This window comes from Paraburkholderia sp. BL25I1N1, from assembly GCF_003002025.1.
Taxonomy (GTDB): Bacteria; Pseudomonadota; Gammaproteobacteria; order Burkholderiales; family Burkholderiaceae; genus Paraburkholderia.
This window is the reverse complement of record NZ_PVZB01000007.1, coordinates 1-12,652: the sequence shown is the minus strand read 5'-3', so window position 1 is coordinate 12,652 and position 12,652 is coordinate 1. Positions and strand designations below refer to the sequence as shown.

The following is a 12,652-nucleotide window of genomic DNA, read 5'->3' as shown; positions in this document are numbered from 1 at the left end:
AAAGATCATGAAACGGCATCTCATTTTGAACGGTGACAAAACGACAGCTAACGGCACCGTCCACGCAACGCCGGCCACGATTCAATTGAACGGAAAGGACGTTGCGCACGAAGGTGACAGCGTGACGTGTCCGGCCTGCAACACGATCGGAAAAATCCATTGCGACAGCTCCCGTCCGGTGATGACCGCACCTGATGGACGGCATGCCGCGCTCAGTGATGATCTGTGTATTTGCGGGTGCCATCCGCCGCCAAGGCTGGTTGCATCACAAAACATGATGTCTACCGAAGCATAGCGTTGAGGATTCCACATTTGTAAATCAGTCCATTCGCAACGTCATTTGTCGCATGAGCCATTGCGCTAATATTGTAAGACCTGGCGCAGCAGAATGGAGAGCGCTGCCCTCCTTGCAGATTGGCTGAACTCGCGTCGCGCAGGTATGCCGGACGCTCGTATATGCGCGCAATCCTGAAGGGCACATCGGAACATCGGTACCCAATCGTAGACCAATCACGATCACATGAGCCAGTAAGGCCGAATTCTTGCCGTCCAAGAAATGTGCTCGTACACGCAGCGTGGACAAGAGCGAATATTGGACGAAACATATGGTTTATCCAAAATCTAACGCTATCCACGTTACGTGTACAATAACAATAATTGGACAGCCCTTATACCTGCCATGCATCCGATTGATCACGATCTGCCTTCCATAGTGGAAGCTGCCGCCACCGCGTTCGGCGATGCGACCGGCGTTCCTGTCCACCTGCGCAAGGCGCCACCCCGATCCGGCGCGGATGCAGTTCTGGAGTTCCATGTCGGCACCCGCCGCTACAAACGCCTCGCGCATGTCAAGCGGACGATCGACCGCTATGGCACGCTGGCCGCTGTCCGCGCGCAGGCCGCGCCGGGCGACGGTGACCGGCTCCTGCTCGTGACATCGTATCTATCCCCTAATATGATCAGTGCGTGCCGCGACATGCAGGTTGATGCACTCGACCTGGCCGGCAACGCCAGTCTTCTTCTGGGCGATAGCGTCATTCTCGTGTCTGGACGCCCACGCCCGGACAGCAGCTCCCAGGCACGCGGCCGCACCTGGACCAGGTCGGCACTGCGCGTTGCGCTCGCCCTGCTCGCCGTCCCTTCACTGCTGGAAAAAACCTATCGCGATATCGCACAGGTTGCCGGCGTCAGCCATGGCACGGTCCAGAATGCCATTCATGGCATGCTGGACCGGCGCGACCTCATCGAACAGCCCGGCGGACACGGCATGCAGTTCGCCGACGCAGGCCGGCTCATCGATGAATGGACCACGTTGTACCCGACATTGTTGCGTGGATCACTCCAGCTCGGCCGCTTCCGCACCGACGTCCCCGACTGGTGGAGAACCGTTCCCGAGCTTCCCGACCGGTGCCAGTTTGGTGGAGAGCCGGCAGCAGCCATCCTTACGCAATACCTGAAACCAGCCACATTCACCGTATACTGTGCCAGCGAGGTCCCGAGGGAGTGGATCGCGAAGGCTCGCCTGCGGCCTGATCGCGACGGCAACATCGAATTCCTGAGGTCCCCGATCCAGCTCCAGCCTACGGCTGGGCTTCCGCAAAACATCGCGCCGCCCCTGCTCGTCTACGCTGATCTCGTGGCGAGTGGCGACTCGCGCAATCTCGAAACGGCCCGGTTAGTGCGTGAACAATATCTCCCCGCTTGAGCCTCGCCCCCATCGCCCTTTTCCAGCCGAAATGGTAGCCCTTTTGCGTGAAGTAGCTGCCGCCGCTTCCGAAAAGAGCATCCAGTGGTTTGTCGGTGGGGCGAGCGCACGCGACGTCGTGCTGACCCACGTCCACGATATCGAACCGACACGGGCCACTGCAGACGTTGACATCGGCATTTCCATCGAAAGCTGGGCCGGCCATGACACACTGAGAACGGCGCTGCTCACGTCCGGCCACTTCGAGCAGCGAGGTAACGCAGCCCACCGGCTGCACTACCAGGCGCCTGAGACTGGCGCCAGAACCTGGCTCGATATCGTACCGTTCGGGGGCATCGCAGACGATGGCGGCGAAATCGCCTGGCCGCCCGATCAGGTTATCCGCATGAACGTCGCCGGCTTCGAACAGGCGCTGCAGGCCACTGTGCCGGTACGCATGGACGCCGATCTCGTGGTGCCCGTCGCTTCCCTTCCGGCGCAGGCCATGCTCAAGATCATCGCCTGGAAAGATCGTCACGCGATCGATCGCAAGGACGCAACCGATCTGCTTTTCCTGCTGGCATGGTACGGCGAGGCAGGAAATCTCGAGAGGCTGTATGCCGACGACGCCTTCGACCTGATCGAACGGCACGAGCACGATCCCGATATCGGCGGCGCGGCCCTCCTCGGCCGCGACATGGCGGGTATCGTCACGCCGCAAGTGCGCGATCAGATCCTCGCGGTCATTGCGCCGGACGATCCGTCGCCCCTGATACTGACGCACATGATGGCAAGCCGCGCACGGATTCCCGGCGGCGATACGGCTGAACGGATCAGTCAGCTCTTTGACGCGTTCCGCCAGGAATTTGTCGCGGCAGTTTAGCGAGGAAGCGGGACTTGACCGACCCGGGCAGGAAACATTCCCGACCGGTGCCGGCTAACCCGGCACGCCTTGCCCTGCCCGCGCCTGGAGGTCCGTCAACTGAGCAAGCGCATCCCTCGCGCGCTCCACGGGCACAAAAATGTGATCGTGAAATGCGGCAGCAACGACGTTGCAACTGATGCAGGCCCTGGTCAGCGCGTCAGCCACTGCAGCCGTGAGTCCCACAGCCTCCAGGTCGGAATGGACGTTCAGCGTGATCCAGGCCGCCCGGAAAAGCACCGGTAACCCTTCGCGCAGCGCCGTCGGTTCATCGATGATGACGGTCAGCCCCTCGCGCTCACGAAACGTCGCCAGGGGAGCGAGCTGCGACACGTCCCTGTCTGCCAGCACGGACGAAAAAACATAGGCGCCTTCATTCAGCTCTGGCTGCATGGACGCCAGCAGCTGTGCGAGATCCGAGACGGGTTGGCTCACTGCGCTCCCTGTTGAGAAGAGGGTCAATCGGGCAGGTTCACCGGCCGCTGCATCGCGAGCCGTACCCACGTCGAATATCAAAACCACTGCGACCGACATGCAAAATTGTCACTCATAGTGCGTGTCATGATAGAGCGTGGCCTCAAACAGGTCAAATACGTACGCTTCGATATCTTTCCGATCGAGATGTCGATGCAGTACGACCCCCTTACCCTGTTTGGGAAACGCCTGGTCGAGCTTCGCAAGGCGCGCGGCTGGTCACAGGAGCGCCTTGCGCTCGAAAGTGGCCTCGCCCGGTCGTATGTTGGCGGGATCGAACGGGGCCAGCGCAATATCGCCCTCTATAACATCTGCGTGCTTGCCGACACACTCGGCATTTCTCCCGCTTCCATGCTGGATTTTGATGAGCTCACGTGACATTGCGTGATTGGCCTGCTATGCAATCCCACCCACTTTCTGCAATCAGAGCGTCGGCACATCCGTCGACCTGCCAGATCTTCGCTTGTGAGAGATCGTGACGCATCGGGAGATCAAGTTCAATCCCGTCAAATTCATTTGAATAGCGAACAGAAATGATCGGGCAAACCGCCTTGATTTTTCGGTAACGCCGACTATGATTCGCGATTGAAGTTGCCCGCTGGAGCGCGTCCAGCATCTTTTGCAGTACCGTCGCTCGTGCGACACCTTTCGCGGTTCGCTTCGTCCCAGTGTCTGGACCACCGCAGGTCTTTTGACCGGAAGCTTTCCTTTCTTGCCCGTCTGGGGAATTGTCATTCCCCGACACGGGCCGTGGCGATTCCCCTTTTTTCGTTCTGGAGAATCGTCATGAATCAGTCTGTTGAACCCCGCAAGTATTTCGACCTTCATCTGCGTGGCCTCGGGTATCTGTCCCGTGTCCGCGATGTTACGGCCAGAGGCAATGGCCGCAGCAAGGCCAGGCCCTTCCTTGCCTGCGCCATCTCCGCGTTTCACGGCGATCCGAACGTCGAGAATGGTGTCGTGTATCTTCCGCTGGACCTGATCGTCTCGGGCGAGAAAGCGAAGGAAACTGTGCGCGCCGTGATGAACGACGCCAACGATCCGGACGTAAAAGTCCTCGTCTCCTTCCGCGCTGGTGACCATTACATCCGTACCTTCGAGCGTACCGGCAACCGCGCGGGCGAGACCGGCGCTGTCCTCAAGGGGCGTCTGCTCAAGCTTTTCTGGATCAAGGTCGACGGCCAGGAAGTCTACCGTGACGAAAGCGACCGCGAAGACGACGACGCTGAAGCAGGCGCCGACACTTCCTCGGACACCGTCAACGGGCATGAACCGTCGACGGACGATCGCGATCACCGCGATACGCCTTCTGCTGAGGGACCGACAAACAGCCGCGACATCGGAGCCTCAAGCAACGATGCGGCAGCGACCGACCGCACGGCCGAACGCACCAACGCGCGCAGCAACCGCTATCCGCCGCTGCGCCGTCATGCGAACGGGAGCGCCCGTCGTCCGTCCGCCAGCGCCGAATGACCGGCGCCCCTCGGTCCCCGCCTCGTGCGGGGGCTTCCTCTCGCGCATAACCGGACTACCGGTTTTCCAGAGCGGCACTCCTCGAGCCCGCTCCGGAAAGCCGGTAACGTCCCGCAGATCGTCGACCGGGTCCACGGTGGCCCCACTACGCCGTGCCGTTTGCGCCGGACCGATCGTTCCGGCCCAGACACACGCCTGGCAGGGGTTATCTGCCAGGCGTCATGCGTCATTGACCCTCACTGCCCACCAGTGCCAATGAGGGCCAATGACGCATGACGTGTTCACTGCCGACCTGCCAGTTGCAGGTCCGTCTGTCGCCGCGTCAGGCGACACCTTCACAGCCCTCTTCCGGTGCCATTGTCTGCACGGCTGTACCCGCGTCGCCATGATGCCGGGTCCGGAATAGCTCGCTTCCCCGCTCTCAGGTAGTTCGTTTGTTCAACCCTCGCGGGGAATGCGCTCCCCGCCCGGGCAGCCATCCTCCGCTCCTTTTCCGGAGGATGTCATGAACCAGACCACTGAAACGCACGGCATCGTGGCCACCATCGTGCCCGAGGACCGTCGTATGGAAATCCTGCCGCGATACTTCGGCAAGCATATGATCCGCGCCGAATTCGCTGTTTACACCGCGATGTCGTCGTTGTGCCCGACCTACCACGGCGGATTCTGGGACTACGTCGAGCTGTCCAACGGCGCGTTCTACATGACGCCTCGTCTGGATGGCCCGCTGCCCATTACCTGCGACGGCAACGGATACGATGGCGAAATGAGCAGTGACGCCGCCGGTATTGTTGCCAGCCTCTTCGCCCTGAACGCCATGGCGTGGTCGACAGAAGACGCGCATTTCACGGAGCTCTATCACAGGCTGCTCGCCTTCGTCCCATCTCACCCTGAGGCGCGCGAGATCTTCGCGGCACTCGATTGATGGGCTGATGGACTGACGCCCAGCCTACCTTTCCCGTCTTGCGGAACGCAGCCCGCAGGGCGCGTCTCCGCAACATTCCCGGAGACAACGATGTCAATCTGCACTTCCATCCCCCCTTCCCGCCCCGCTATCAGCGGCTTCAATACGAGTACGCGCCACGGGTCACTGGCACGCGCGTACTGCTTCCAGCACAGACCAGCATCACAGCTTCATGCCGCCGATCAGCCCGATGATGACGGCGATCCGTCGCAGCAGGTTTTTCAGTGCCGCGACGGACGCACATTGCCGCGCTATACGGTGCAGAGCGTCGATCTTCCCGACGGCCTCTATCTCGGGCTCTTCAATGGACGCGACGATCCGCTTGGGTCCCCGCTCGTTACAGGGTTTGATGGACCGCTGATCGGCCGGCTGCGTTATTGCCACACCGTCGAGGCCCGCGACCTCAAGCTCGAATTCCTCGATCCGTTCGAGGGTTATCGGTTCTTCCCCGACATGGAGCACGTGGCCGGACGCGACGGGCAGACGCCTACCGGCAGGATCACGATGCCGATCCAGCTCATGCTGAACGCAGGCGCGATCGTTTTCGACGGACGGTATTTCGCCGACTGGACAGTCTTCATTATCAGCTCGGTGCGTACCGTCATCGGTCGCGACCTTCGCTCACAACGGCGCGTGTGACCGGAGCCCTGATGCCGCATCACGTCATTCCTTCGCCTGCGCCGGATCAACGGCGCATTCCCCGCGGGGCATCGCACCCGCTTCGGGATAGATGCACCGCGCCACCTGCGGAACCGTACCTCGCCACGTGAGGCGATAGCTGCAGTTTTTCCGGCGCCTTCCTGTCTGCGCCCCTGCCTGCCCGGCGTACAGCCAGACGGAATCAATTTTGCATACGACTTTCCAAACCGGCGGGACTACATGCCCGCGAGGGATGGTTCCGCCTCACCACGTGGAGGCATCATGATCTCTCTTTCCGGCACGCTCGACGTGCGCACCATCAAGGGCAGCAACGGCCCGTTCCAGGTCGGCGAACTGACCACGTCTGTCGGCGAATTCAAGGTCAAGGACAAGGTGCTCGAGCAGTTCGAGCCCGGCGCCTATACCGGTACCTTCCTGATCGACAGGATCTATCCGCACAGCTACGTGTGGTACGGCAAGGTCACCGTCGAGATCCGCGCGAGGCTCGCCGATGTGCAGCTCGACAACGATGAGCCGTTCAGCGAGACCGGTCAGGCACCGTCCTCGACCGAGCCGGATCCGGCCGACGAGGAACGCATACCCAGTGCAGCAGCCCCCGCCCATGCTGACCAGGGGCCATCCCCCGCGCCAACCGAAGGCGATTCTGACGAGCCGTATCTGCCCGACCTGTTCGGAACCGACCTGGCCGATGCGATTGTCGCCGGCCAGCCAGTGAAGCTCGATCCAACCGTTGACCGCGGCGTGTTCCGTCAGCAACGCGACCAGCTTCGCGCATTCGGTTACGCCTTCCAGGCCTCCAGCCAGACGTGGCTGAAAGCCTGATTCCTTCCACTTGCGGCGTGCCGGGCCTTCCGGCGAACGGCACGCCGCGATTCGCTGGAGATCGACATGGCTTTGATCTTTCCCCGCCTCGCCCGGAATTTCGTGAAAAACGGCTACTTCCCGACCGATGCCGTCACGCTCGGACGGATCATCCCGGCGCTCTCGCTGGCCGATCCAGACCGCCCCGTACGGTTGCTCGATCCATGTTGCGGCGAAGGCGCCGCGCTGCACGAGCTAAAGGACGCATTGGGAAGGCAGTCCGCAACACCTAACGCGATCCGCGCATTTGGCGTCGAGTATGACCGCGAGCGTGCATGGCACGCGAAGGATGTCTTGGAGACCGTGACACACACCGACATCCAGGACATGTTCATCACCGCCCGCAGCATGGGACTCCTGTTCCTCAACCCGCCGTATGGCGACGTCGTATCGGACAAGGCCCAGACTGGCGAGCGTCAGCCGGGCCGTCTGGAGAAGCTCTTCTATCTGAAGGCGGTTCCCTGGCTCGCGTTCGGCGGCGTGCTCGTGCTGATCGTGCCGTACTACGTGATGGACCGCGAGTTCGCCACGATGATCGCCCGTAATTTCACACGCGTCGAAGTGTTTCTCGCCCCCGACCAGACGTTCAAACAGCTCGTTCTCTTAGGCGTCAAGCGTCGGGCGGATGGTGTCGACACTGCACTCGCCGCACGTCTCACCCGCCTCAGCGACGGCGAACTGCCACCTGAACAGCCTGAGACCTGGACGGCACATCCGTACTGCATTCCATCGGCCGCCGGTGAACAGGTCTTCATGTCCACACGGATCGATGCGCCGCAGCTCGAGCACGAACTGCAACGCCTGCAGCACGCCACGCTCTGGCCGCAGTTCGCTGCGATGTTCGCAGCAAAGGCGGTCACGCCTCGCCGTCCCCTGCGCGACCTGTCCGACTGGCACCTCGCCCTCGCGCTTGCGGCCGGCCAGATTACCGGTGTGGTTACCGGCGTTGATGGCACACGTCTGCTCATCCGCGGCGACACCATCAAGCAGAAAGAGCAGGAAGTCCAGATCGAGGAAACGGACAAAGGCGATATCCGGACGACGATCCTGATGCGCGACCGGTTCGTTCCCACGATCGCGGGCATTGACTTCACGCCCGGCCCGAATCTCGGCCGCGTTGTCACGATCCGCTAGCGCGGGTCACGTCTTCAACCCTACGGGGCCTTACCCCGCAGGGGGCAGGCTCCGCCCTGCAAGGACACCCGAATCATGACTGATACAAGCCCCACGAACCAGCCACTGCCTCCTTACCTGGTCGGCTATAGCCTCGACCACACGCACCGGGTCGTCGTCGGCATCCGGGCCGCCAGCGCCGAGGCGGCGTGCGTCATCGCGCGTGCGGCATTCGACGCCGGTACGTTGTGGGATGACGCGCCGAACATGCCGCTGCTCTACGACGACTATGAGGAACTCGACGGACAGGTCCTCAGTTTCGATGCGACGGGCGTCACGGCATGGCCGCCCGCCGACGTCTCGGTCCGTGCGGTGCGACTGCACGCAGCCGCACACCAACTCCTCGCGTTCGCACGACTCGTCGACGAACGATTGCCTCAGGCAGCAGCGATCGAGACCTGGCACCCCGAAGCCCTGGTGTCGATGACCCTCACGGCCGGACAGGTCCGCGAACTTCGCGCCTTGCTCGGAACGCTGACTGGCTGCTGACCGCGGCCGTTCCTTCTATACCTCTGTGCGCCCTGTCTCCAGGGCGCTTTCCCTGACCGTTCACCGGGACGCTCAAGGAAAGCGCTTCGCGCTGCACGTTTTCCCGCTGGTCTGCCGGTAGCAGACCCGTTGTCGCCCGTGACGCGACACCTTCAGATGTACCCCAGCCGCTTCTTTCCGGCGCCTTCGTCTGCGCGGCGGCGGCTCCCTTGCGGACGCCCCGGAATTTTCCTTAACCCACCCGGGTCAGCGCCCGGTGGGTGCGCCGGGCATTCACGCTGGAGCACCCCATGCTATATCCCATCAAGGAACTGCAGGACATCTTCATCGATGCCTGCGTGCGTGCACCCGATGGCGAGCTCGCCTTCGTGTCCGTTTTCGGTCGCGACGGTGCCGTTCAGCAGCTTTACGCCTCACTACATCTGGGCGTCCAGGAGGGCGGCATCCGTCAGATCACGCTCATCAATCCCGGCAGCAGCCAGACGATCGCCGCCGTACCTATCGGCGATCCGCGGCGGCTGGACAAATACAGCGGTCGTCTGCCGAAGGACAACCTCTTCGGCAACCTCGTGCATACGTGGATCTACGACGAGTCGCTGCTGACACCGTCAAAAGCCACCGGCTCGGCATGGCTGCTGGTTGACCGTGAGACGCAGGCGCACGACGAGGCGTCGCTGGAAGCACGCGTGTGGTCGCTGATTGAACAGCTCAGTCCGATACCGCTGCTGCCGCACTGGCGCTCGCTAGTTCTCGCCGAACTCAGTGGCCAGCTGGTCAGCAGGCTCGACCAGACACCTTATTCGCCCGTCGGACGCATCCACGCTTTCCGGATCGCACTTCCTGACTCGTTCACCGAGGCGATTTCCAGCCTGGTCCGCAGCGGCGCGCTTGCAATCGACTAACCCCTCCGCCGGTCTTGCCGCCCCTGGATGCGCTGGCGGCCCTCTCTTTATTTTCCTAATCTGCGGGACCTGCGCCCCGTCCCGGGGGCACTTGGCCCGCATCTTCTGGAGACGCATCATGGAAGATCTGCAATCCGCCGTCGTCGACGGCGATGCCGAACATGACGACATCACAGCCGACGACAACGCCGGCGACGTGATCGCCCTGCCGGACTTCATCTCGAACTTTGGCGCCGGACTGCTCGATGCCGTCCGCCAGCAAAATCCGTCGATCTACAATGGGCAACGCCCCTCACGATGGGACGCACTGCTCGACGAACTGTCGCGACAACCGTTCCCGGCGCAACGGGAAGTCATTCACGCGATCACGACACTGTTGACGCAACACGCACCGGGCGGTGTCATCAATGCCGAAATGGGTACCGGTAAGACGCTGATGGGCATCGGCGTTGCCGTCCTTCTCCACCATTGCGGCTATCCGCGCACGCTCGTCATCGCGCCGCCCCATCTCGTCTACAAGTGGCGCCGCGAAATCAGAACGACGGTGCCGGGTGCACGCGTCTGGATCCTCAATGGCCCGGACACACTGCGCAAGCTCCTGCAGCTCCGTATCATGCGTTCGAGGCCAACGGTACCCGAGTTTTTCATTCTCGGCCGCGTGCGCATGCGGATGGGATTCGACTGGAAGCCTGCCTTCGCGCGCCGTGTCGCAACACTCGATATGGAGACTGACGCAATCACCCGCGTGTTTGCCTGCTGCCCTGCCTGCGGTGAGTTCGTGTGCGACGAAGACGGCAATCCGCTGACACCTGCCCAGGCTCGGCCGGCGCTCAACGAGAAGCGTCGCGCGTGCGGTTGCGGCGAACGCCTGTGGACCCTGGCGCCGAAAGGCCAAGGCACGCGGTCGATGCGCGAGCTCGTGAAGGGAGCGCTGCTACAGATGCCGACCGTCGGCGAGAAAACCGCCGAACGCCTGCTCTCCCGCTTCGGCGAATCGATGCTCGCGGACATGCTGCAGGACAACGTGTTCGAGTTCATCAACCTGATGGACGACAGCGGCGAACTCGTGTTCTCGGACCGGCAAGCGAAGCGCATGGAGCGCGCGCTCGCCCATACCGAAATCTCATTCGGACAGGGCGGTTATCAAGCCTCAGAATTCGTTAAACGGTATCTGCCACAGGGCTACTTCGGTCTGCTGATCGCCGACGAAGGCCACGAATACAAGAACGAAAACTCCGCCCAGGGCCAGGCAATGGGCGTACTCGCCCGGAAGGCGTCGAAAACGTTGCTGCTCACGGGGACGTTGATGGGCGGCTACGCCGACGACCTCTATCACCTGCTCTATCGTCTGAACCCGACCATGCTGATCGACGACGGGTTTAACTACAACAGCAACGGCTCGATGGCGGCCGCAACGATGGCGTTCATGCGCGAGCATGGCGTGCTCATCGACATCCACAAGCAGGTCGACGAAGGCTCGCACCGCACTGCGAAAGGCGACCGAAAAAGCGTCTCGACGGTGAAGGGTCCGGGTTTCGGTCCCAAGGGCATCATGCGGTATGTCGTGCCATATACGGCCTTCCTGAAGCTCTCGCAGATCGGTCAGAACGTCCTGCCGCCCTATGACGAATCCCTGCTGCCGGTCGCGTTGACTGAGGAAATGGCGGCCGCCTATCGCACGCTCGAATCGACACTGACATCAGAATTGCGCGCCGCATTACGCTGCGGCGACAAGAGTCTGCTTGGCGTGGTGCTCAATGCGCTGCTCGCGTGGCCGGAATGTTGTTTCCGTCCTGAAATCGTGCGTCACCCTCGCACGAAGCGGATCCTGGCCAGCGTGCCTGCATTGCTGCGCGACGATCAACCCGGTCCCAAGGAAGAAGCGCTGCTGCGACTCGTGCGCGGCGAACTGCTGAACCGCCGGCGCACGCTGCTCTATACGACCTATACCGGCACGCGCGACACGTCGGTGCGACTGAAGAATCTTCTCGATGCGGTCGGTGTCAGGGCATCCGTGCTTCGTGCGAGTGTGCCTGCGGAAAAGCGTGAGGACTGGGTCGCCGACCAGCTGGAGCGTGGCGCCGAAGTCATCATCACGAACCCCGAACTGGTCAAAACCGGCCTCGATCTTCTTGAATTCCCGACGATTGCATTTCTTCAGTCCGGCTTTAATACCTACACGCTTCAACAGGCTGCACGCCGGAGCTGGCGTATCGGTCAGACGCATGACGTCACCGTGCGATTTCTCGCTTACGAGGCCACAACGCAGATGCGGTGTCTGAAGCTGATGGGACAGAAGATTGCCGTCTCGCAGTCCACCTCCGGCGACATGCCCGAGTCCGGTCTCGACATCCTCAATCAGGGCGGAGAGAGCATCGAAGTTGCGCTCGCGCGGCAACTGGTGAGTCAGGAATAGCCGGAACCTCATCTCCTAACCCATCCCCTCATCGAGGAATTCATCATGATCCACTTCGTTGCAGCGGATCTGCGCCCCGTCATCCGCGAAGCCCGCACACAGCAATGTCGAATCGTGCTGGTCAAGGATCACGGCGTCTACATGCTCTCGGAGAGAGGCGAATTGGAAAACGGCCGACGCAGCATCATCGCGTGGGCCGTGGAATGCAATCCCGATACGGTGCCATTCGACGACTGGTGGGAGCGCGCCCGGGCAGAATTCGGCGGCGATGATTTCGTCGAGCATCTTGACCACAACGATGCGGTCTTTGACCGCGTAATCGACGAAGGCTTCGATCTCCAGATCGAAGCCGATACCGGTTACCTCTACATCAACGCTGTCGCCCCTCGGTCCTAAAGGTCTGCCTCCTTTTCGCTCCCATTCAAAGCGCCTGATCCCTTTCGGGACCGGCGCTTTTTTTCGGTTCATCCGAATTTCCGTGGATGCCGCTGGTCTACTCAGTGGGGCCCGTCGACCCAGCGCGACATATAGGGCGGCTTCTCTTAGGCATCCGATTCGCAACTTTGCGCTTTCTCTTCGCCGCTGCCCGCCGAGAGTAAATACACTTTGGAGAATGTTGATGGGAAAGAAATCG

At 61.7% G+C, this 12,652-nt stretch carries 14 protein-coding genes; 13 read left to right on the top strand and 1 reads right to left on the bottom strand.

Going from position 1 to position 12,652, the window contains the following annotated elements:
* Window positions 1-7 precede the first annotated feature (7 nt).
* From B0G73_RS12065 to B0G73_RS12055, 3 genes are all read left to right on the top strand, one after another.
* Entirely contained in the window at window positions 8-295 is a 288-nt protein-coding gene (locus B0G73_RS12065; RefSeq protein ID WP_106280960.1) for a PAAR domain-containing protein, read from the top strand.
* A 384-nt stretch (window positions 296-679) separates the two neighbouring features.
* A complete protein-coding gene (locus tag B0G73_RS12060; protein ID WP_106280958.1) occupies window positions 680-1,705 on the top strand; it encodes a type IV toxin-antitoxin system AbiEi family antitoxin in 1,026 nt (341 codons plus the stop codon).
* 31 nt (window positions 1,706-1,736) lie between these two features.
* A complete protein-coding gene (locus tag B0G73_RS12055) occupies window positions 1,737-2,567 on the top strand; it encodes a nucleotidyl transferase AbiEii/AbiGii toxin family protein (protein WP_106280956.1) in 831 nt (276 codons plus the stop codon).
* A 54-nt stretch (window positions 2,568-2,621) separates the two neighbouring features.
* Here the strand turns inward: B0G73_RS12055 and B0G73_RS12050 are convergent, their stop codons facing one another.
* On the bottom strand, window positions 2,622-3,041 hold the full coding sequence (locus B0G73_RS12050) for an ACT domain-containing protein (RefSeq protein WP_018423051.1): 420 nt from the start codon (window positions 3,039-3,041) through the stop codon (window positions 2,622-2,624).
* 192 nt (window positions 3,042-3,233) lie between these two features.
* Between B0G73_RS12050 and B0G73_RS12045 the strand changes: the two genes are divergently transcribed.
* The 10 genes from B0G73_RS12045 (at window position 3,234) to B0G73_RS12000 (ending at window position 12,414) form a co-directional block, all read left to right on the top strand.
* Window positions 3,234-3,458 (top strand): helix-turn-helix domain-containing protein, encoded by a 225-nt coding sequence (locus B0G73_RS12045; RefSeq protein ID WP_106281397.1) that lies wholly within the window; start codon window positions 3,234-3,236, stop codon window positions 3,456-3,458.
* A gap of 408 nt (window positions 3,459-3,866) precedes the next feature.
* The gene (locus B0G73_RS12040; protein WP_106280954.1) at window positions 3,867-4,553 is read left to right on the top strand and encodes a DUF3577 domain-containing protein; all 687 of its coding nucleotides are present in this window, start codon (window positions 3,867-3,869) and stop codon (window positions 4,551-4,553) included.
* A 505-nt stretch (window positions 4,554-5,058) separates the two neighbouring features.
* A complete protein-coding gene (locus tag B0G73_RS12035; RefSeq protein WP_106280953.1) occupies window positions 5,059-5,478 on the top strand; it encodes an antirestriction protein in 420 nt (139 codons plus the stop codon).
* Window positions 5,479-5,568: 90 nt separating this feature from the next.
* A complete protein-coding gene (locus B0G73_RS12030) occupies window positions 5,569-6,156 on the top strand; it encodes a hypothetical protein (protein ID WP_106280951.1) in 588 nt (195 codons plus the stop codon).
* A 282-nt stretch (window positions 6,157-6,438) separates the two neighbouring features.
* Entirely contained in the window at window positions 6,439-6,999 is a 561-nt protein-coding gene (locus B0G73_RS12025; protein WP_106280950.1) for a DUF3275 family protein, read from the top strand.
* A 66-nt stretch (window positions 7,000-7,065) separates the two neighbouring features.
* On the top strand, window positions 7,066-8,172 hold the full coding sequence (locus tag B0G73_RS12020) for a DUF6094 domain-containing protein (protein ID WP_106280948.1): 1,107 nt from the start codon (window positions 7,066-7,068) through the stop codon (window positions 8,170-8,172).
* Between the two features lie 75 nt (window positions 8,173-8,247).
* Window positions 8,248-8,700, top strand: coding sequence for a hypothetical protein (locus tag B0G73_RS12015; RefSeq protein ID WP_106280946.1), 453 nt, complete (start codon window positions 8,248-8,250; stop codon window positions 8,698-8,700).
* Between the two features lie 290 nt (window positions 8,701-8,990).
* A complete protein-coding gene (locus B0G73_RS12010; RefSeq protein WP_106280945.1) occupies window positions 8,991-9,602 on the top strand; it encodes a hypothetical protein in 612 nt (203 codons plus the stop codon).
* 118 nt (window positions 9,603-9,720) lie between these two features.
* Window positions 9,721-12,018 carry an SNF2-related protein gene (locus tag B0G73_RS12005; protein ID WP_106280943.1) on the top strand — a complete coding sequence of 766 codons (2,298 nt, stop codon included), beginning with the start codon at window positions 9,721-9,723 and terminating at the stop codon, window positions 12,016-12,018.
* Window positions 12,019-12,063: 45 nt separating this feature from the next.
* A complete protein-coding gene (locus B0G73_RS12000) occupies window positions 12,064-12,414 on the top strand; it encodes a DUF3085 domain-containing protein (RefSeq protein ID WP_106280942.1) in 351 nt (116 codons plus the stop codon).
* The last annotated feature ends 238 nt before the right edge of the window (window positions 12,415-12,652 follow it).

What these genes read in the sequence shown, in the direction of transcription:
- B0G73_RS12025 (WP_106280950.1), top strand. Translation starts at nt 6,439, where the DNA reads ATGATCTCTCTTTCCGGCACGCTCGACGTGCGCACCATCAAGGGCAGC.
- B0G73_RS12000 (WP_106280942.1), top strand. Translation starts at nt 12,064, where the DNA reads ATGATCCACTTCGTTGCAGCGGATCTGCGCCCCGTCATCCGCGAAGCC.
- B0G73_RS12060 (WP_106280958.1), top strand. Translation starts at nt 680, where the DNA reads ATGCATCCGATTGATCACGATCTGCCTTCCATAGTGGAAGCTGCCGCC.
- B0G73_RS12010 (WP_106280945.1), top strand. Translation starts at nt 8,991, where the DNA reads ATGCTATATCCCATCAAGGAACTGCAGGACATCTTCATCGATGCCTGC.
- B0G73_RS12005 (WP_106280943.1), top strand. Translation starts at nt 9,721, where the DNA reads ATGGAAGATCTGCAATCCGCCGTCGTCGACGGCGATGCCGAACATGAC.
- B0G73_RS12035 (WP_106280953.1), top strand. Translation starts at nt 5,059, where the DNA reads ATGAACCAGACCACTGAAACGCACGGCATCGTGGCCACCATCGTGCCC.
- B0G73_RS12020 (WP_106280948.1), top strand. Translation starts at nt 7,066, where the DNA reads ATGGCTTTGATCTTTCCCCGCCTCGCCCGGAATTTCGTGAAAAACGGC.
- B0G73_RS12030 (WP_106280951.1), top strand. Translation starts at nt 5,569, where the DNA reads ATGTCAATCTGCACTTCCATCCCCCCTTCCCGCCCCGCTATCAGCGGC.
- B0G73_RS12065 (WP_106280960.1), top strand. Translation starts at nt 8, where the DNA reads ATGAAACGGCATCTCATTTTGAACGGTGACAAAACGACAGCTAACGGC.
- B0G73_RS12055 (WP_106280956.1), top strand. Translation starts at nt 1,737, where the DNA reads ATGGTAGCCCTTTTGCGTGAAGTAGCTGCCGCCGCTTCCGAAAAGAGC.
- B0G73_RS12015 (WP_106280946.1), top strand. Translation starts at nt 8,248, where the DNA reads ATGACTGATACAAGCCCCACGAACCAGCCACTGCCTCCTTACCTGGTC.
- B0G73_RS12040 (WP_106280954.1), top strand. Translation starts at nt 3,867, where the DNA reads ATGAATCAGTCTGTTGAACCCCGCAAGTATTTCGACCTTCATCTGCGT.
- B0G73_RS12045 (WP_106281397.1), top strand. Translation starts at nt 3,234, where the DNA reads ATGCAGTACGACCCCCTTACCCTGTTTGGGAAACGCCTGGTCGAGCTT.